Here is a 19,101-nt window from a genome sequence, read left to right on the forward strand (position 1 = left end):
CATGGCCGGTACTGTTTCCCGTCAACTTGGCCATGCGCCGGCTGCTGCACGAAAGGGCGCTACAGCAGAATCCGCCTGGGTGCGCGCGACGCTGATCCTCGTGTCGTTTGTCTTCCTCGCGCTGTTCCTGTTCGTGCCGCTGGCGAGCGTGTTCTACGAGGCCTTCAAGAAGGGCGTGGATGTTTATCTCGAAGCGCTGATCGAGCCCGATGCACTGTCCGCGATTTACCTGACGCTGACGGTCGCGCTGATTGCCGTGCCGCTGAACGTGGTGTTTGGCGTGGCGGCCGCATGGGCCATCGCCAAGTTCGAGTTTCGCGGCAAGAACCTGCTGCTCACGCTGATCGACTTGCCGTTCTCGGTGTCGCCTGTCATTGCGGGCCTGATCTACGTGTTGCTGTTCGGCGCGCAAGGCTGGTTCGGCCCCTATCTGTCAGACCACGATTTCAAGGTCATTTTTGCCGTGCCAGGCATTGTGCTGGCGACCATCTTCGTCACATTCCCGTTCGTGGCACGCGAGTTGATTCCATTGATGCAAGCGCAGGGCAGCGAAGAGGAAGAGGCAGCCATCGTGCTGGGCGCATCGGGCTGGCAGACGTTCTTCCGTGTGACGCTGCCGAACATCAAGTGGGGCCTGCTGTACGGCGTGATCCTGTGCAATGCGCGGGCGATGGGTGAGTTTGGTGCGGTGTCGGTGGTGTCGGGCCACATCCGCGGGCTGACCAACACCATGCCGCTGCACGTCGAGATCCTCTATAACGAATACAACTTCGCGGCCGCATTTGCCGTGGCTTCGCTGCTGACCCTGCTGGCGCTGGTGACGCTTGGCCTCAAGACGCTGGTCGAATGGCGCAGCCGCCGTGAACTGGCTGACGCCGATGCCGGCGTGGGCGAGGGCCCCGGTCAGCGCGCTGCACAACAACAGACATCCAATCCGAATTCGCACGTCTCCGTGCAATCTCCGCTCGAAGGGAGCGCAGCATGAGCATCCAGGTTCAACACATCACCAAGCGCTTCGGCAATTTCGTCGCCCTCAACGATGTCTCGCTCGATTTCAAGAAAGGCGAACTGACCGCGCTGCTGGGCCCGTCGGGCTGCGGCAAGACCACGCTGCTGCGCATCATCGCGGGGCTGGAGCATGCGGATTCGGGAAGCATCCATCTGAACGGTGAAGACGCCTCGGAACAGCACGTGCGCGAGCGCCAGGTCGGCTTCGTGTTCCAGCACTACGCGCTGTTCAAGCATATGACGGTGTTCGAGAACGTGGCCTTTGGCCTGCGCGTGAAACCGCGTGCGCAGCGGCCCAGCGAAGCGCAGATCCGCGCCAAGGTAAAGGAGCTGCTGGAACTGGTGCAGCTTGATTGGCTGGCTGATCGCTATCCGCCGCAACTGTCGGGTGGGCAGCGTCAGCGTATTGCGTTGGCGCGTGCGCTGGCGGTGGAGCCGCGTGTGTTGCTGCTTGATGAGCCGTTTGGCGCGCTCGATGCCAAGGTGCGCAAGGAACTGCGCCGCTGGCTGCGCCGCCTGCACGACGATCTGCATGTCACCAGCCTGTTCGTCACGCACGATCAGGAAGAGGCGCTGGAAGTGGCTGACAACGTGGTGCTGATGAACCGTGGGCAGGTGGAGCAGGTCGGCAGCCCGGCTACGGTCTACAACACGCCAGCCACGCCGTTCGTCTATGGCTTCCTCGGCAACGTGAACCTGTTCCACGGCCGCTTGGAAGAGGGCGAGGGCGGCAGCGTGCTGCATGTGGGCGATGCGTCCATCACCGTGCCGTCGGGCGGTGTGGATTCGTCGCGTGCCGATCAAGCGGTGGCGTTTGTGCGCCCGCACGAGATCGACCTGGAACGCTATGCGCCCGGCGCCGAAGGCATCCCCGTGACGTTGCGCCGCGCGCTCACGCTGGGTGCCGTTGCCCAGCTGGAGCTGGAGCGTTCGGATACCGACGACGTCATCGAAGTCTCCCTGCCCATCGAGCGCTTCCGCGCCGAGGGTTTCCGTGAAGGCGAAACGCTGGTGGTGCGCCCGCGCGCCATTCGCGTGTTCGCCCAGGGCAGCGCACAGCCCACCGTGCAAGCCACCGCTTAACCCCCACCCAATTCGCCGCTCCGACGACAACCATTCGAGAGGACACGAGCATGAACTTTCAGCAACTGCGTTCCATCCGCGAGGCGGTGCGCCGCCAGTTCAACCTGACCGAAGTCGCCAACGCGCTCTATACGTCGCAGCCGGGTGTGTCGCGGCAGATCCGCGAGCTGGAGGATGAGCTTGGCGTGGAGATTTTCGAGCGCTACGGCAAGCGTCTGACCGGCCTGACCGAGCCGGGCCGCGAGATCGTTCGCATTGTCGAGCGCCTGCTGCTCGAAGCCGAAAACCTGCGCCAGGCCGGTGAGGAATTCTCCGGCCGCCAGTCCGGCCGCCTGACCGTGGCGACCACGCACACGCAGGCGCGCTATGCGTTGCCGAAGGTCGTGCAGTCGTTCCGTAAGGAGTATCCGCACGTCACGCTGGCGCTGCAGGAGGCATCGCCTTCGCACATCGTCGAACTGCTGCTGACGGGGCAGGCCGACATCGGCATCGCCACTGAGGCCGTGGCCAACGAACCGGGCCTGACCTCGTTTGAGGCCTACCGCTGGCGCCACGTGCTAGTGGTCAGCCCGGACCATCCGCTGACCAAGAACCCGCTGCCCACGCTGGAAGACGTGGCGCAGTATCCGTTGATTACCTACGACGCCGGCTTTACGGGCCGCCGCAACATCGACGCGGCATTTGCTGCCTCGGGGCTGCATCCTGAGATCGTGCTGACCGCCATGGACGCCGACGTGATCAAGACCTACGTCGCGCTGGATGTGGGCGTGGGCATCATCGCTTCGATGGCGTATGACGGGCGCAAGGATGACAACCTCGTGTGCATTGGCGCGGATCATCTGTTCGAGCCGAACACCACACGTGTGGCGGTGCGGCGTGGTGCGTACCTGCGCGGCTATGCGCACGACTTCATCGGGATGTTCGCGCCGCATCTGTCGCGCGAGACGGTGGCGGAGGCGGTGGCTTCTACGGTGGTTACGCAAGGGGTGCGGGAGGCGCTGGCGGCGTAGGCACCACGCCAGCGGCGCGGGGTGGCAGCCGTTCACCCCTCCAATTCCGCCATTCGTCACACGCCAATGGCGCCTCTCGAGGCGCCATTCCTATACTGCGGACATCCTCGGTTCCACCTGAGACCGCCATGTCCGCCATCCCCTACGACACCTCTCCTGAATCTGACGATGCCTTGCTGCGCCGCGCCCGCCACCGCGCCGGCGCACGCATGGGGTTCCGTATCCACCTGCTGTCGTTCCTGGCCGTGAACGCCGTGCTGGCGGCGATTGCGCTGTCACGCGGGCAGTTCTGGTTCGTCTGGCCGCTGCTGGGCTGGGGGATGGGGCTGGCCGCGCACGGTCTGAGCCTGGCCTGGAGCATGGGCAACGGCTACCAGCGCATGGTCGATCAGGAACTCGCCCGTCTGCGCGAACAGGCTGGCCGCTGATGCGGGAAACCCCAAGCTTCAACGCCGGAGAACCCTCCGGTAAGATCGCCCGCATGCTCGCCAATGTGTCGTTTCCTTCGCTTGCCGACTGCCTGCGCTTCGTGCGGCGCTGGCTGGTCCGCTATGCCGTCATCATCGTCATCAATACGTTGATTGCGACGGTGCTGGCGTTCGGCATCCGCCCGGAAGAGACGTTCTGGCAGGACTTTGTTTTCAGCCAGTCAATCGGTCTGGCGGTGTTCTCGTTGATTGGCATTCCGCGTCACGTGTTCTGGGGCGATGGGCCGCCCAGTAAGAAGTTCTTTCCGTGGGTTGTGGTTGGTGCGGTGGTGATTGGCGTGCCGTTCGGGCAATGGGTGGCCCGCATGATTCTCTGCATGAACGCGCCGTTCCCCATGCCCTGGCGGGCCGATAGCCTGCGCATGAGCTTCATCATCACGATGCTGGCTGCGCTGGGGGCAACCTACTATTACTGGTCGCGCGGCAAGCTGGTTGCGCTGGAGCGTCAGGCCGCGCTCGATGCGTTGGATCGTGAAGAAGCCGAGAAGCAGGTCGTGCGTGCGCAACTCATGGCGTTGCAAGCGCAGATCGAGCCGCACTTCCTGTTTAACGTGCTCGCCCATGTGGATGTGCTGATCGCCCGGGACCCGGTTGGCGCACGGCGCTTGCTGCAGCACCTGATCGGCTTTCTGCGTACGTCGCTCTCGCATGCCCGCGCCGAACAATGCACGCTGGCGCAGGAATTCGCGCTGCTGCGTGCGTATCTCGATATTCAGGCGCTGCGCTTCGGCAACCGGCTGCGGTTTTCACTGACGCTGGATGATGCCATCGCCAACATCGTCATCCCGCCCATGTTGATCCAGCCGCTGGTGGAGAACGCTGTCGTGCACGGCATCGAGCCGGCACGCGAAGGCGGTGAGATTGCGCTTTCGGCCCGCTTGGTTGCCCACAATGACGGCGAGCGCCTCGTGCTGGAAGTGCGCGATACCGGCGTCGGCTTCGGCAACGATGGCGGCAAGGGCTCGGGGCTGGGCCTCACGCATGTGCGTGAACGGCTGGCGCGTTTGTTTGATGGTGACGCGCGCCTGACGATTACGGAAACCGTGCCGCATGGCGTGACGATCATTGTTGAGCTGCCGCTCGCACGCGAAACAACTGACACGCCTGCCCAAGCCGATGCACCTGAGTGGCGTTGCCGCTTTTCCCAGTCTGCACGCCCCGCCGCCAACCCAGCGCTGTATTCGCGCGCGCCCGCCGGAACCTGACCGATGCCGTCTTCCCCCCGCCTGCTGATTGCCGACGACGAACCGGCGCTGGCTGACAACCTGGTCGCTGAACTGGCTGCACTGTGGCCCGAGGCCACGCTGTTGCCTGCCGTGCATGACGGGCAATCCGTGCTCGATGTGATTGACGATACGCAGGCCGGGCAGGGGCCGGACGTTGTGTTTCTCGACATCCGTATGCCGGGGCTCTCAGGCATCGACGTGGCGCGTGAGCTGTCGGACCGAGAGGATCGCCCGCTGGTGGTGTTCGTCACGGCCTACGATCAGTTTGCGTTGGATGCCTTCGAGCAGGCCGCGGTCGACTACGTGCTCAAGCCCGTGCAGACCGAGCGCCTGGCCGAGACCGTCAAGCGCCTGAAGGACCGACTGACCGTGCGCCCCAGCAGCAACGGTGCCGCAGATCCGGCACAGACGCTGGCAGAACTCGTCGAACGCCTCGCCGGTCTGCAGGGCGCCGCGCAGACGCGCGTGACGCCGCAGGGCGGCTATCTACGCTTTATCAAGGCGCTGGTCGGGCAAGAGGTGCGCTTCATCCCCGTGGATGACGTGCTGTATCTGGAAGCGACCGACAAGTACGTCAACGTGGTCGCCAGCAGCGGTGAATCGCTCATCCGCATGAGCTTGCGCGAGTTGCTGGCCCAGCTTGATCCGGAGCACTTCTGGCAGGTGCACCGCGGCACGGTGGTCAACGTGGCGCATGTGTCGAGCGCCGTGCATCTGTCGCTGGGCCGATTGGGCCTGAAGATACGCGGACGGGCGGAGACGCTGCCGGTGGCACGGCAGTACGCGCATCTGTTTCGGCAGATGTAGCCCGTTCTGGCGTGTGCGCCCGCTGTTTACACAGGCGGGCCTTCCGCTATGATCCGTTGTGTCGTCAACGAATCAAGCGTGAGACTACTCGCCATGGAGACTGCAGTTGTAGGCCAACCCCGCCACGGCGGGCAGATCCTGGTCGATGCGTTGGTCGGCCATGGTGTCGACATTGCCTTTGGCGTGCCCGGTGAGAGCTACCTGTCGGTGCTCGAGGGCTTCTATCAGCGCCGCGACCGCGCGCGCTTCATCATCTGCCGGCAAGAGGGCGGCGCCACCAACATGGCCGACGCCTACGGCAAATTGACCGGCCGCCCCGGCATCGTTTTCTGCACACGGGGCCCCGGCGCCACCAACGCCAGCATCGGCGTGCACACCGCGTTCCAGGATTCCACGCCGATGATCCTGTTCATCGGCCAGGTCGGCCGCGATTTTGTCGACCGCGAAGCGTTTCAGGAAATCGACTACCGCCGCATGTTCGGCCAGATGGCCAAGTGGGTGGCGCAGATCGACAGCGTGGAGCGTATCCCCGAATACATCGCGCGCGCATTCCAGACGGCCACTGCTGGCCGGCCCGGTCCGGTCGTGCTGGCGTTGCCGGAAGATATGCTCACCGAGGTTGCCACGGTTGCAGACGTGCCGCCCGATGTGGCAACGAAAGCGCGCGCCATGGCGTGGCCCGGTCCGCACGATCTCGCGCAACTGAAGGGGCTGCTGCAGAACGCAGCGCGCCCGTTGTTGCTGCTGGGCGGCTCTGGCTGGACACCGCAGGCCGCCGCTCGCATGCAGGTGTTTGCCGAGCGCTGGAACCTGCCGGCCGGCTGCGTGTTCCGCCGGCAAGACCTGTTCGACAACCGTCACCCGAATTACGCGGGCGATGTCGGTATCGCCATCAACCCGAAGCTTGCTGCACGCGTGAAAGAGGCGGACGTGGTGCTCGCCATCGGCCCGCGCCTGGGCGAGATGACGACCTCCGGCTACACGCTGTTCGACGTGCCGCGCCCAAGGCAGACGATCATCCACGTGCATGCCGGCGCGGAAGAGCTGGGGCGTGTCTACCAGGCACACCTGATGATCCATGCGTCGATGCCTGCGATTGCTGAAGCGCTGGAGGGCGTTGTACCGGACGCACCTCCGCGCTGGTCGACGTGGACCGAAGCCGCCCATGCCGATTACCTTGCCAACATCGTGCCGCCGCCGTTCACCGGGCAAGGCATCGACATGGCCCGCGCGATGCAATGGCTGCGCGAGCGCCTGCCGCACAACAGCATCCTGACCAACGGCGCAGGCAACTACGCCACGTGGCTGCATCGCTTCTATCAATACGGCGCGCTGGCATCCGGCTCGCGCACGCAACTGGCGCCGACCAGCGGGGCGATGGGCTACGGCGCACCGGCTGCCGTGGCTGCCAAGATCGTGTGCCCCGACACGCCCGTCATCTGCATGGCGGGTGATGGCTGTTTCCTGATGAACGGCCAGGAGCTGGCGACCGCCATGCAATACAACGCGCCGGTCATCTTCATTGTGGTCAACAACAACATGTACGGCACCATTCGCATGCATCAGGAGCGTGAGTACCCTGAACACGTGAGCGGCACCGAACTGCGCAATCCCGACTTTGCGGCACTGGCCCGCGCTTACGGCGCCCAGGGGCATACGGTACGCTCGCTCGAAGGCTTCCAGTCGGCCGTTGAGGCTGCATTGGTTGCCCCCGTTGCCACGATCATCGAGGTGCAGACGGATCCGAACATCATCAGCCCGCGTGCGACCATCGATTCGTTGCGAGCACAGTCGCGCAGCTAATCCCTTTCTACCAACGCCCAATCCTTCGACACTGCCATGACGATGACCCCAGTCACTGACCTGTGCGATCTGCACGAAGACAAACTCATCTACGGAAGCCTGCGTGTGCTCACGCCGGTGTTCCGCAGCTTTGGCAAGCGTGCCGCGTTTGCCGGCCCGGCTTCCACGCTCAAGGTGTTTGAAGACAACGGCCTGGTGCGCGCCGCGCTGGAAGAGCAGGGCGCGGGGCGCGCGCTCGTCATCGACGGCGGCGGTTCGCTGCGCTGCGCGCTGGTGGGCGGCAACCTCGGCAAGCTGGCCGAGGAGAATGGCTGGGAGGGCATCCTGCTCAACGGCTGCGTGCGCGACACGCGCGAGCTGATCGAATGCAACGTCGGCATTCATGCACTAGCTGTGCACCCACGCAAGAGCATCAAGAAGAACGCCGGCCAGCGCGAGGTGGGGGTGCAGATGCCCGGCGCGTACATCCAGTCCGGTGAATGGATCTATGCCGATGAAGACGGTGTGCTGGTTTCGCAGGACCCACTCGTATGAGCCCGGTCAACGCCATTCACGTGTTCGTCTACGGCACACTGCGCGCCGGAGAGGCCAATGACCTGCGCGTGGCCGCAGCCAAGCGCGGCATTCCCGAACCGGAGTTGCTGGGCACCGCCATGTTGCACGGTCGCCTGTACGACTTTGGCGCATACCCAGGCTTGGTGCTGGACCCGACCGGCACTGCCGTACGGGGTGATGTCTATCGCATCGATGCCGCGCTCGTGCCGGTGCTCGACGAGATCGAAGAGGTGTATCCAGGTGGCGACGCGCTCTTCCTGCGCGAAAACCACGCCGTGATGCTGGGTAGCGAGCCTGTCGAGTGCATCGTCTATCCGGTCAGCCCGGCGCACATTGCCGGGCGACATGTCATTACGGGTGGCGATTGGGTCGCGCATCGGCTGGCGCGCGGCTGAGCACTGCGCCGCAGTGTCTGAGCGCCTCAGCCGACATTCATCGGCAGCAGCACCATCTGCTTGCCTTGCTGGTGCAGCCGCGTCTGGATTTCCAGCGGGCTCTGGTTGTGCAACCAAGCGGTGAGGAAGTTCACCTGCCGGAAGATCAGTTTGCTGGCAAAGCACACGCTGTTGGGAAACTCATCCATCGTGGTCTCGGCCAGCTTGGTGAACTGTGCAACCGGGTTGGTGCCGAAAGCGATGCGGTAGTCGGCCGCATCGCCATGCCGGCGGCATTGCGCCACGTAGTACTCCAGTGATGCCGTGATGGTCTGGCGCAGGCGCTCCAGATGCTCGGCACCGTCGTAGCTCTTGGCATCGACTTCGCCCACGGCCAGGAAGATGAAGTTCTTGAAGTGCCCTGGGAAGAGCCGGTTGACCCATAGCAGTGCATGCATGCTGGCCCCGCGATGCTTGCCCACCAGAAGGATGGCAGTGGGCAGGCTGGGGTCGGGTTTGCTGGGCGCCGCGGTGTCGGGCACGATGGGTGTTTCTCCGGAGAACAGCGCGTCTTCCTTGGCGATTTGCGCGCGGGTCTCGTCGTAGTGATGCCGGATCAGGAAGCACAGCGCAATCACTGTGCTCGTGACCAGCACTGTTAGCCAGCCGCCCGCAGTGAATTTTTCGACCAGGGTGATGACCAGCACTGTGCTCGTGACCGACAGCCCCAATGCTGACAGCGCAAAGTGTCTCCACCAGTGCGCGCCATTCTTGCGTTGGCGCCACCAATAGGTGCACAGGCCGAGCAGTGACAGGCTGAAGGTCAGGAACACGTTGATGCTGTACAGCACCACCAGCACCGCCACGTCACCGTGCGTCCAGAACAGGATCAGCAGGCTTGCCACGCCCATCACGATGATGCCGTTCTGGCGCACCAGCCGGGCCGACAGATCGCGAAAGTGGCGCGGCACCCAGGAGTCGTGCGCCATGTTGGCCAGCACAGCCGGGCCATCGAGAAAGCCGGTTTGCGCACCGACCAGCAGCAGCCCCGCCTCAAACGCCAGCACCGCAGCCAGTAGCGCACCACGCGCAAATGCCGAGCTGAGCCCCATGTGGTCGATCACGCTGCCGAACACCACGGCGTTGAGCGTCTGGCCCTCCACCGGTTTGGCGTGCCACAGCATGTAGAGCAGGATGATGCCGCCCGCCGTGAACGCCAGCGATGTCGACATATAGAGCATCGTCCGCTTGCCGTGGGGCGTGCGCGGCTCGGCCAGCATGTTGACGTTGTTCGAGACCGCTTCCAGGCCCGTGTAGGTACCACCGCCCAGCGAGAACGCGCGCATCAACAGCGCCAGCATCACCAGCGGCCCGAGCGTTTGCGACATGGTGTGCGCCTCGCCCACGGCATCCGGCACGACGGCGGTGAGCCCGCTGCCATGAACTGCCACGCCATAGACGATCAGCCCGAAGTGCAGCACGACAAAGCCCAGGAAGATCGGCAGCAACACGAGAATCGATTCGCGCATGCCCCGGAAGTTGAGGCCCGTCATCAGCACGATCAGGATCAGCTCGGTGGTCAGCTTGAACGCTTGCGCGCTCAATGGCAGCAGGCTGAAGAAGGCATCGACGCCGCTTGCCAGTGACGTGGCCACCGTCAGCACGTAGTCGACCAGCAGCGCGGCGCCGGACACCAGCCCCGCGCGCTGGCCCAACAAGGCAGTTGCCACGCGATAGCCACCGCCCCCGGTGGGAAACAGTTCGATGACCTGGTTGTACCCCAGCGCGATGATGAATACGGTTGCGGCAGTCGCCAACGCCAGGAAGAGGGCGAGGGGTGTGTGCTGACCCAGGGCGAGGAACGCCTCCTCGGGGCCATAGCACGATGAGGACAGACCATCGGCCCCAAGCCCCACCCACGCCAGAAGCGGCGTCACGGCGATGGCATGCCGGGTTCGTGGGTCGAGTGGATCAAGCGGCTTACCAACAACCACCTGCCACATCTTGTCGAATGTAGCCATCGTGCCTCCCGCCCTTCTTATTGGCGCTATCTGTAGGTGTAGAGCAATTCCGTGAGGCATACCAGTCCGAGATACCCGGCGCCCTGGTTGCGCAGATGGCTGCCGGGTCAGCGGCTTGCGCGCGGGCCGGTACGTTGATACGAATTTTGCGTCGAGGAGAGCGTTCTTTATGACTTCTTGATGAACGACGTCTTACGCTGGAGGCTCGAAAAACACTTGGGCATGCTGCGCCCGTATGGTTATGACGCTAACGGATCGGCTGTTGCTGGGCGTGGCGGCCGTGTTGGCTGTCATCGGTATTTTTGTTGCCGAAGCGATTCGTGCCGAACGGGTTGCGCGGCGCCTGGCCAAGGCGAAAGAGGGGGCGGCACACAAGTACGCCAACGATTCGGATTGAACACGCATGGCCTGCGTGTAGATGCCGGGCATGGGCATGTGGGCGTATTTCTCCTGGCCCGCAGAAGCCACGGTGCCAAAGATGGCCAGTGGAGCGGTGCCATCAACGCTACGAAGCCAGTGTGATGTGTGTCGACCTACCGCATGTGAAGGATAGGTCTTCTATTTTTCACAATGCGGAAAGTCTTTTTGGTCCTCAAAAATTCCGCACCGCAGGGCACCATCACCATCTTTCATGATAGGGAAAATCTTTCCGTATCGTGAAACGATGGTATTAAGTCTTTGAAAATAAACAAATAAAAACTTCGGATCGAGTTGAGGTTCTCCTTGTTGCGCTGCATCGTGCCTTTCTACACTCTTATATAAGACACATGACTTTTGGCCGGCCGACGACACCCAAAAAGGGCGCCAGCGGAAGGCAAGTGGCTTTAAGCGGTGAGCGAGCTACCCGGTTCTTATTGGATGGATGCGATCAAGCAGGAGAGTGTGATGACGACGCGCGAACAACAAGTGCAGCAACTGCAAAAGGAATGGGACACCAACCCGCGCTGGAAAGGCATCAAGCGCGGTTATACCGCCGAAGACGTCGTGCGCCTGCGTGGCTCGCTGCAGATCGAGCACACGCTGGCCAAGCGCGGTGCGGAAAAGCTGTGGGACCTGATCAACAACGAGCCGTTCGTCAACGCGCTGGGCGCACTGACGGGCAACCAGGCCATGCAGCAGGTCAAGGCGGGCCTGAAGGCCATCTACCTGTCGGGCTGGCAGGTGGCGGGCGATGCCAACAGCAACGGGGAGATGTATCCGGACCAGTCGCTGTACTCGGTGGACTCGGTGCCCAAGGTCGTCAAGAAGATCAACAACACCTTCCAGCGCGCTGACCAGATCCAATGGTCGGAAGGCAAGGACGACATCGATTTCTTTGCCCCGATCGTGGCCGATGCGGAAGCTGGTTTCGGCGGCGTGCTGAATGCGTTCGAGTTGATGAAGGCCATGATCGAAGCCGGCGCTTCGGGCGTGCACTTTGAAGACCAACTGGCCGCCGTGAAGAAGTGCGGCCACATGGGCGGCAAGGTGCTGGTGCCGACGCGTGAAGCCGTGAGCAAGCTGGTGGCTGCGCGCCTGGCTGCTGACGTGATGGGCGTGCCGACCGTGCTGATCGCCCGTACCGATGCCGAAGCCGCTGATCTGCTGACCACCGACGTGGACGACAACGACCGCCCGTTCTGTACTGGCGAGCGCACCGTGGAGGGCTTCTACCGCACGAAGCCGGGCCTGCAGCAAGCCATCTCGCGCGGCCTGGCCTACGCAGAAGTGGCCGATCTCGTGTGGTGCGAAACCGGCAAGCCGGATCTGGAGTACGCCAAGAAATTCGCCCAGGCCATCCACGCCAAGTTCCCGGGCAAGATGCTGGCCTACAACTGCTCGCCGTCGTTCAACTGGAAGAAGAACCTGGACGACGTCACGATTGCCCGGTTCCAGAAGGAACTCGGCGCGATGGGCTACAAGTTCCAGTTCATTACGCTGGCCGGTTTCCACGCCCTGAACTACTCGATGTTCAACCTGGCTTACGGCTATGCCCGCAACCAGATGAGCGCCTTTGTCGAGCTGCAAGAGGCCGAGTTCAAGGCGGCGGAAAAGGGGTTCACTGCGGTGAAGCATCAGCGCGAAGTCGGCACGGGCTACTTCGATGCCGTGACGCAGACCATCGAGCGGGAAGCGTCCACCACGGCGCTGAAGGGCTCGACGGAAGACGAACAATTCTTCGAAGAAACGGCGCAAGCCAAGAAGGTGGCTTGAGTTTGCCGACGCATCCGGCATCCAGGACACCTGGGCCAGCGCGCTGACCACGCGCCAGCCTCTCGAAACCGCGTCCCGTGAGTGGCGCGGTTTTTTTTATGCGCGCTTGAAAATCGATTCGAGGTCCAGTGCCGACGTTGGCGTGGCATGCAGGTCCAGCGAATGCTCGATGTGCTCAAGGTGTTCGCGCATCAGGTCGTGTGCGCGTGCCGCATCGCCTGCGGTAATGGCCTCGGCGAGGGTGTCGTGCTCGTGCTCGGGGCAGGCGGGCAGGCCGGGGCGGTCGTACAGCGTGATGATCAGGCAGGTGCGCGAGACGGTCTCGCGAATCAGCCGCTCCAAGACGTGGTTGCCGGCCATTTCGGCGATGAGCACGTGGTACTCGCCGGAGAGGCGGATGGTGGCTGCACGATCGCCACGCTCGCGTGCGGCATGCTCTGCAGCGATGTGTTCGCGCAGGCGTTTGGCCTGAGCCGGCCCGCATGCGCGTGCCAGCATGGCGGCCAGTTCGGGTTCGATGATGCGGCGGGTCTGGAAGACGTCGCGCGCCTCCTCCACGGAAGGCTGCGCGACGAAGGCACCCTTGTTGGGTACGAGCGTCACGAGTTGCTCATGCGCCAGCCGCGCCAGCACCTGGCGGATGCGCGGCCGGCCTGCACCGGTGGCTTCACATAACCGCTCTTCGACCAGCTTGGTGCCGGCGGCCAAGCGGTGCTCCATGATGGCCGTCAGCAGGCCTTGGTAGATCGGTTCGGCAGCAGGCTGGCTGTCGGTGGTTTCCCGTTCGGATGCGGGCATGGCGGGTGACAGAGCGGAGGAAAAAGGCGGAAGGGTGCATGGTAGCAAATGCACCCTCCCGTGCCGCACTAGGCTAATGCAAACGGTGCAAGCATCCCCGTGTAGGGTTTGGGCAGCGGGCGTGCCCAATCGCCGCGCTTGCTGGTCGATAGCCGCATGCCGACCAGCGCCTCCACCAATTTCACCGCCGCCACCACGCCGTCGATGACGGGCACGCCCAGTTCGGCGCTCAGGTCTTCGCACAGGTCGGCCATGCCGGCGCAGCCGAGCACGATGCAGTCGCTGCGGTCTTGCGCCAGTGCGTCGCGGCAGGCTTGCAGGATGATGCCGCGTGCATTGGAGCCCGGCTTTTCCAGATCCAGCACCGGCAGGTCACTCGCGTGGACGTTGCGGCAGGCATGGCGCATGCCGTAGTGCTCGGCCAGGTGCCAGGCCATGCCGACGGTACGTTCCAGCGTCGTCACCACGCTGAAGCTGTTGCCGATCAGGCTCGCCATGTGCATGGCCGCTTCGGCAATGCCGATGACGGGGCCATGTGCCAACTCGCGAGCCGCATAGAGGCCCGGATCGCCAAAGCAGGCGATGACGTAGGCATCGGCGCCATCGCGCTCGCCGTGGCGGATTTCTTCCAGGATGCCGGGCACAGAGAGGGCTTCGTCGTAGTGGCTCTCGATGGAAGCCGGGCCCATCTTCGGGCTGACCGCCGTGATGCGTGTGCCGGATGCCGCCGCTGCCTGTGCGCAGCGGCCGATCAGCGCGGTCATGCTGGCGGTCGTGTTGGGATTGATGATGCGGATGTCCATGTCGATGCGTTGTAAGGGTCAACGGGCGGCGGCGAGTTGCTTGCGGCTCAGCGTGGTGTAGAGCACCAGCGCGATGCCCACGCCGATGAACCAGCTGTAGTTGGCCAGCCATTGCAGGCGCTCGAATACCACGCAGGCCATCGGGATCAGCGCGGACGGGATCATCGTCCAGACGGCTGCCGGGTTGTAGCCGTTGCGGAACCAGTAGCTGCCCGTCGGGCGCATCGAGTAGAGATCGTCCACGTTGATCTGCTGGCGGCGCACGAAGTAGTAGTCCGCAATCAGGATGCCGAACAGCGGGCCGATGAAGGCGCCCAGCACGTCGATGGTGTAGTGGATCACCTCAGGGTTGTTGTAGAGGTTCCAGGGCGTGATGAAGATCGATGCCACCGCCGCGATCATGCCGCCCGTGCGCCAACTGATGTGCTGCGGCGCCACGTTGGAGAAATCGAACGCTGGTGAGACGAAGTTGGCGACGATGTTGATGCCGATGGTGGCAATCATGAAGGTCAGCGCGCCGATCACCACTGCTGTTGTGTTGTCGATGCGGGAGATGACTTCCACCGGGTCGGAGATCAACTGGCCAAACACCGGCAGCGTGGCGGAGGTGGTAACGACCACCAGCAGCGCAAAGCCGAGGAAGTTGACCGGCAAGCCCCAGAAGTTGCCGCGCTTGACCGAGCCGAAGTCCTTGCCGTAGCGCGAGAAGTCGCCAAAGTTGAGCATCGGCCCCGAGAAGTACGACACCACCAGCGCGATCCCGCCCAGCATGACGGGCACGGCATCCCAGCCTTCGTACTTGAGGAAGGAGAGCGTGAAGTTGATGTTCTCCCAACCGGCCTTGTGCACGAGCCACACGGCCAGCGCAATCATCACCACGTACACCGCCGGGCCTGCCCAGTCGATGAACTTGCGGATCGATTCCATGCCGTGCCAGAACACGAACGCTTGCAGGACCCACAGCAACATGAAGGCCGCCCAGCCCAGCGTGGACAGGCCGGCAAAGCCATGCTGCTGCAAGTCTGCGTACGGCGCGAGTTCGGGCATGAATTTCAGCGCCACGATCAAGAAGGCATGCGAGGCCAGATAGGTCTGGATGCCGTACCACGCCACCGCGATCAACCCGCGGATGATGGCCGGAATGTTGGCTCCCAGCACGCCAAACGAGGCCCGGCAGATCACCGGATACGGCGTGCCGGTCGCTTGGCTGGGTTTGGCGACGAGGTTGCAGAACACCTGCACGATCAGAATGCCCACCAGCAACGCAAACAGCACCTGCAAGCTCGACAGGCCCAGCGAGAACAGGCTCGCCGCCGTCAGGTAGCCGCCCACGCTGTGCACGTCCGACATCCAGAACGCGAAGATGTTGTAGGTGCCCCAGGTTTGCTTGCGCAGCGGCGCAAGGTCTTCGTTGGTGAGCCGTGGGTCGTACTGCGGTTTGATGACGACGTTGGAATGCGCGTACGGCGGATCATCCGCCGGTGCCGCCGAAGCGGTGGTGGTGGTCATTCTGTCTTCTCCTTGGTTGATGCCGGCAGGAAGTCGAGTTCAGGCCGTGCGGTCATTGTGCGCAAACTTGTGCACAAGATTATTTAGTTTTGTGTACAAAGTTGTATGCATCAACAAGCCAAGAGTCAAGGGCAAAAAGAAAGCCGCCCGGTCAGGGGCGGCTGCGTGTCGAAGGAGTCTGGTCTTCTGGAGGCGGCTCAGCGATAGACAATCACGGGGATTTCGGTGTGCGTGAGCACCTTCTGCGTCTCGCTGCCGAGCAGCAGCCCGGCCAGTCCGCGCCGGCCATGAGAGGCCATGAAGATGACGTCACAGCCGTGACGTTCTGCCGCATCGATGATGCCCATGTAGGGCACCGCAAAGCAGCTCATGTCGGTATCGCAGGTGATGCCGGCGCTGCGGGCGGCGTCTTCCACGTTCTTGAGCACCACGCGCGCCTGGGCTTCAACGCGCTCCTTGAAGGCCTGAGGGGTCTCCACGACGATCTCGGAGAAGGGCGTGTAAGGGTATTCCTCCAGGCACGTGTAGGCCGTCAGGCGCGCGCCGAGTGTCTTGGCAAAGTCGAGCGCGCCCGCCACCGCCTTACGCGACAGCTCGGAACCATCGGTCGGGATGAGGATGTGCTGGAACATGCGGCCTCCTTGGTTGGGTGGATACGCGTTGTCTTGATTGTAGGCCGCGTGCAATGTTCCACCCATCCGGAGTGATCGCTAGTCCATCCCGATGAGGGCATCGGCCCGGCGCCAGTAGGCCGGGTTGCCGTAGGTGTTCTTGAGGAAATCGATAAAGAGCCGTACGCGCAGGGGCAGATGCTTGCGTTGCGGAAACACCGCGTGGATGCCGATCGGCGGCGCTTCGAACGCATCCAGCACTGTCACCAACTTGCCCGTGGCGATGTCGTGGCCGACCTCCCACCACGAGCGCCACGCCAGGCCGTAGCCCTGCAAGCACCACTCGCGCAGCACGGCGCCGTCGGTGCATTCCATCGTGCCCGATACCTTCACGGTGACGGTCTTGCCGCCTTGTTGGAAGACCCAGCCGCGCTGCACGTTGGCGCTGGCGCCAAAGGCCAGGCAGTTGTGGCCCGAGAGTTGCTCCACTTGGGTTGGCACGCCATGGCGCTCCAGATAGGCGGGCGCGGCCACCACGACGCGGCGGTTCTCCCACAGGCGGATCGATACCAGGCTCGAATCCGGCAGATCACCCAGGCGGATCGCGCAGTCGAACCCTTCGTTGACGAGGTCAACCACGCGGTCGCCCAGGTCCAGCGTCATCGACACATCTGGGTGGGCCTCGATGAAGTCCGGCACCATCGGCGCGACGTGGCGGCGGCCGAAGCCGGCCGGGGCCGTGATGCGCAGGTGGCCACTGGCCTTCACGCCACCAGCGGAGACGCTGGCCTCGGCGTTGTGCAGGTCGTTGAGGATGCGTTGGCAATCCTCCAGGAATGCCGAGCCCTCGAAGGTGAGGGTGATGCGCCGCGTGGTGCGCACCAGCAGCTTCACGCCCAGGCGTTCTTCCAGTGCGTCGATGCGGCGCCCGATGATGGCTGGTGCCACACCTTCGGCCGCAGCCGCAGAAGACAAACTGCCGCGCGTGGCCACGGCGACAAAGGTTTCGAGTTGCTTGAAGTGATCCATTCTGATGCGAGCGCTGTTAGGCGGGGAGTTCCGCCGATGTCGATGTCCGGCGCAAGCGCCATTGCGCAAGACCGATTTCTAGTGCCGCCAGGGCCAGCCAAAAGAGGCAGTGCAACCCGATGCCGCGATACAGCGCGATGAAGAATGCACTTATCCGCTCGGCCAGGATACTCGCCACGAATTCGCCGTCGGCCAGTGATGCCAAGGATTGGCGCAGCGCAATGCGCGTGGTTTGTGCATCGATATGCGCGAGTTTGTGCACGCGCTCCACCAGCACGTCCTTGATCGTTTCGCGAAACGCGTGGGCCCCCAGCAGCGCGGCACCCGCCGCAGCCAGTTGCCGCAGCGCGCCATTCCCCATGGCTTCGGGCGCCTGCGCGGCTCGGTCAACGGCGGCGTCCACCACATGCTCAATGGAAACCGTAGACAACTGCGGATGCTGTTCAAGCAGCGATTGCAGTTGCACCTGCATCGCGCCGAGCGTCTGCTGCGTCAATGTCCGGATGACGGGGCGAGCGGTCTTCAGGTGTTCGGCCAATGTGCCTTCCACGCACACGGCCAATGCGGCCTGCATCGCGCAGATTGCCAGCACGACGGGCAGATACAGGAAATACAGGCGTGCTACCCAACGCCCGATCCGAGTGCGCCGGCGCAGCAGCCCGGCACGATGCAGCCCCCATGCCGCCATGACGCCCAGCGCCAGACCGGCCAGCAGCGCCAGTGCGGCGTACAGCATCAGTTTTGCGACCGGCACGAACTGTGCAATCGACCAGAATTGGGCCCACAGAGACATAGGGTTTGGAATGTATCGGAAAGCACGGGATTGTGACGAATATAAAGGTTATCACTCGTCATTCCGATGGTAAAAGTTAAAGATCAAGTGACCATTGCCGTCTTTGTGCGGTGCGTCACCTTTTCTACAATGGCCCTCGTTGCGAAGGTCGGAGAGGCGTTCTGCTAGATGGAACATGCGAGAACAGGCGGAGCGCACGACCTTCGGTTACGTGGAGCTTCGTGGGGCTTGTCTATGAGTTCGATTCGCGCGGTGGTCTTTGACGCCTATGGCACGTTGTTCGACGTGTATTCCGTGGCTGCGCGCGCCGAGCAACTCTTTGCCGGCAAGGGCGAGGCACTGTCGGTGCTCTGGCGCGACAAACAGATCGACTACACGCGCATCCGCTCGCTGGCCGGCCCCTCGGGCGAGCACTACAAGCCGTTCTGGGACATCACCGTTGATGCGCTGCGCTACGCAGCGGCACGCCTGGGCGTAGAGCTTTCCTCCCACGACGAAGCCACGCTGATGCGCGAATATGCGTGCCTGTCGGCATTTCCCGAGAACGTGCCTGCGCTGCGCCGCCTGCGTGAGATGGGGTTGCCGCTGGGCATCCTCTCCAACGGCAATCCGCAGATGCTGGACATCGCCGTCAAGAGCGCGGGTATGTCAGGCCTGTTCGACCACGTGCTGTCGGTCGATGCGGTGAAGCTCTACAAGACCGCTCCGCAAGCGTACGCATTGGCACCGCAGGCTTTTGGCGTGCCGGCCGAAGAGATTCTGTTCGTCTCGTCCAACGGCTGGGATGCCTGCGGCGCGACGTGGTATGGCTTCACAACGTTCTGGATCAACCGCCTGGGGCATCCGCCCGAGGCGCTCAACGTGGCACCCACCGCGGCTGGCCACGACATGCGCGATCTGCTGCAGTTCGTGCAGGCAACACAAGCGACGTAAGGATTTTCCAATCGGCCCAGTCATAGGACCGAACCCGTTCAACCCTCACACATCCTC

General features: G+C 63.4%; 19 protein-coding genes. 12 read left to right on the top strand and 7 right to left on the bottom strand.

The annotated features are described in order from the left end of the window. Nucleotide 1 precedes the first annotated feature (1 nt). The 9 genes from cysW (at nt 2) to C404_RS39675 (ending at nt 8,375) form a co-directional block, all read left to right on the top strand. Nucleotides 2–985 carry a sulfate ABC transporter permease subunit CysW gene (cysW, locus tag C404_RS39635; protein ID WP_021194317.1) on the top strand — a complete coding sequence of 328 codons (984 nt, stop codon included), beginning with the start codon at nt 2–4 and terminating at the stop codon, nt 983–985. Next, complete coding sequence (locus tag C404_RS39640) at nt 982–2,091, top strand: sulfate/molybdate ABC transporter ATP-binding protein (RefSeq protein ID WP_021194318.1); 1,110 nt, start codon at nt 982–984, stop codon at nt 2,089–2,091. The genes cysW and C404_RS39640 overlap by 4 nt, the downstream gene beginning before the upstream one ends. A 50-nt stretch (nt 2,092–2,141) precedes the next feature. Further along, nucleotides 2,142–3,101, top strand: coding sequence for a CysB family HTH-type transcriptional regulator (locus C404_RS39645; RefSeq protein ID WP_021194319.1), 960 nt, complete (start codon nt 2,142–2,144; stop codon nt 3,099–3,101). A 128-nt stretch (nt 3,102–3,229) separates the two neighbouring features. Beyond that, nucleotides 3,230–3,529 carry a 2TM domain-containing protein gene (locus tag C404_RS39650; RefSeq protein WP_021194320.1) on the top strand — a complete coding sequence of 100 codons (300 nt, stop codon included), beginning with the start codon at nt 3,230–3,232 and terminating at the stop codon, nt 3,527–3,529. Continuing rightward, nucleotides 3,529–4,794, top strand: a complete 1,266-nt coding sequence (locus C404_RS39655) for a sensor histidine kinase (RefSeq protein ID WP_031329214.1) — start codon at nt 3,529–3,531, stop codon at nt 4,792–4,794. The genes C404_RS39650 and C404_RS39655 overlap by 1 nt, the downstream gene beginning before the upstream one ends. Nucleotides 4,795–4,797: 3 nt before the next feature. Then, the gene (locus tag C404_RS39660) at nt 4,798–5,622 is read left to right on the top strand and encodes a LytR/AlgR family response regulator transcription factor (protein ID WP_021194322.1); all 825 of its coding nucleotides are present in this window, start codon (nt 4,798–4,800) and stop codon (nt 5,620–5,622) included. 93 nt (nt 5,623–5,715) lie between these two features. Continuing rightward, nucleotides 5,716–7,425: a thiamine pyrophosphate-binding protein gene (locus C404_RS39665; RefSeq protein WP_021194323.1), complete on the top strand. Its 1,710-nt coding sequence runs from the start codon at nt 5,716–5,718 to the stop codon at nt 7,423–7,425. Nucleotides 7,426–7,461: 36 nt separating this feature from the next. Then, nucleotides 7,462–7,959: a ribonuclease E activity regulator RraA gene (gene rraA / locus C404_RS39670; RefSeq protein ID WP_021194324.1), complete on the top strand. Its 498-nt coding sequence runs from the start codon at nt 7,462–7,464 to the stop codon at nt 7,957–7,959. Then, nucleotides 7,956–8,375: a gamma-glutamylcyclotransferase family protein gene (locus C404_RS39675; RefSeq protein ID WP_021194325.1), complete on the top strand. Its 420-nt coding sequence runs from the start codon at nt 7,956–7,958 to the stop codon at nt 8,373–8,375. The genes rraA and C404_RS39675 overlap by 4 nt, the downstream gene beginning before the upstream one ends. A 26-nt stretch (nt 8,376–8,401) precedes the next feature. Here the strand turns inward: C404_RS39675 and C404_RS39680 are convergent, their stop codons facing one another. Then, complete coding sequence (locus C404_RS39680; protein WP_021194326.1) at nt 8,402–10,375, bottom strand: APC family permease; 1,974 nt, start codon at nt 10,373–10,375, stop codon at nt 8,402–8,404. 262 nt (nt 10,376–10,637) lie between these two features. Here C404_RS39680 and C404_RS60860 point away from each other — a divergent pair, with 262 nt between their 5' ends. Continuing rightward, nucleotides 10,638–10,772: a hypothetical protein gene (locus tag C404_RS60860; protein ID WP_268744657.1), complete on the top strand. Its 135-nt coding sequence runs from the start codon at nt 10,638–10,640 to the stop codon at nt 10,770–10,772. Nucleotides 10,773–11,260: 488 nt separating this feature from the next. Continuing rightward, entirely contained in the window at nt 11,261–12,568 is a 1,308-nt protein-coding gene (gene aceA, locus C404_RS39685) for an isocitrate lyase (RefSeq protein WP_021194328.1), read from the top strand. A 96-nt stretch (nt 12,569–12,664) separates the two neighbouring features. On the opposite strand, the gene C404_RS39690 is transcribed toward aceA, so the two are convergent. The 6 genes from C404_RS39690 to C404_RS39715 form a co-directional block, all read right to left on the bottom strand. After that, nucleotides 12,665–13,366: a GntR family transcriptional regulator gene (locus C404_RS39690; RefSeq protein WP_021194329.1), complete on the bottom strand. Its 702-nt coding sequence runs from the start codon at nt 13,364–13,366 to the stop codon at nt 12,665–12,667. 68 nt (nt 13,367–13,434) lie between these two features. Next, nucleotides 13,435–14,169, bottom strand: a complete 735-nt coding sequence (locus C404_RS39695) for an aspartate/glutamate racemase family protein (RefSeq protein WP_021194330.1) — start codon at nt 14,167–14,169, stop codon at nt 13,435–13,437. An 18-nt stretch (nt 14,170–14,187) separates the two neighbouring features. Further along, a complete protein-coding gene (locus tag C404_RS39700) occupies nt 14,188–15,678 on the bottom strand; it encodes an NCS1 family nucleobase:cation symporter-1 (RefSeq protein ID WP_021194331.1) in 1,491 nt (496 codons plus the stop codon). A 197-nt stretch (nt 15,679–15,875) separates the two neighbouring features. Then, the gene (locus C404_RS39705; RefSeq protein ID WP_021194332.1) at nt 15,876–16,310 is read right to left on the bottom strand and encodes a universal stress protein; all 435 of its coding nucleotides are present in this window, start codon (nt 16,308–16,310) and stop codon (nt 15,876–15,878) included. 78 nt (nt 16,311–16,388) lie between these two features. Further along, nucleotides 16,389–17,318, bottom strand: coding sequence for a LysR family transcriptional regulator (locus C404_RS39710; protein ID WP_021194333.1), 930 nt, complete (start codon nt 17,316–17,318; stop codon nt 16,389–16,391). Between the two features lie 16 nt (nt 17,319–17,334). Further along, a complete protein-coding gene (locus C404_RS39715) occupies nt 17,335–18,111 on the bottom strand; it encodes a hypothetical protein (protein ID WP_021194334.1) in 777 nt (258 codons plus the stop codon). Between the two features lie 234 nt (nt 18,112–18,345). Here C404_RS39715 and C404_RS39720 point away from each other — a divergent pair, with 234 nt between their 5' ends. After that, a complete protein-coding gene (locus C404_RS39720) occupies nt 18,346–19,044 on the top strand; it encodes a haloacid dehalogenase type II (protein WP_021194335.1) in 699 nt (232 codons plus the stop codon). The last annotated feature ends 57 nt before the right edge of the window (nt 19,045–19,101 follow it).

Source organism: Ralstonia sp. AU12-08 (assembly GCF_000442475.1).
Taxonomy (GTDB): domain Bacteria; phylum Pseudomonadota; class Gammaproteobacteria; order Burkholderiales; family Burkholderiaceae; genus Ralstonia; species Ralstonia insidiosa.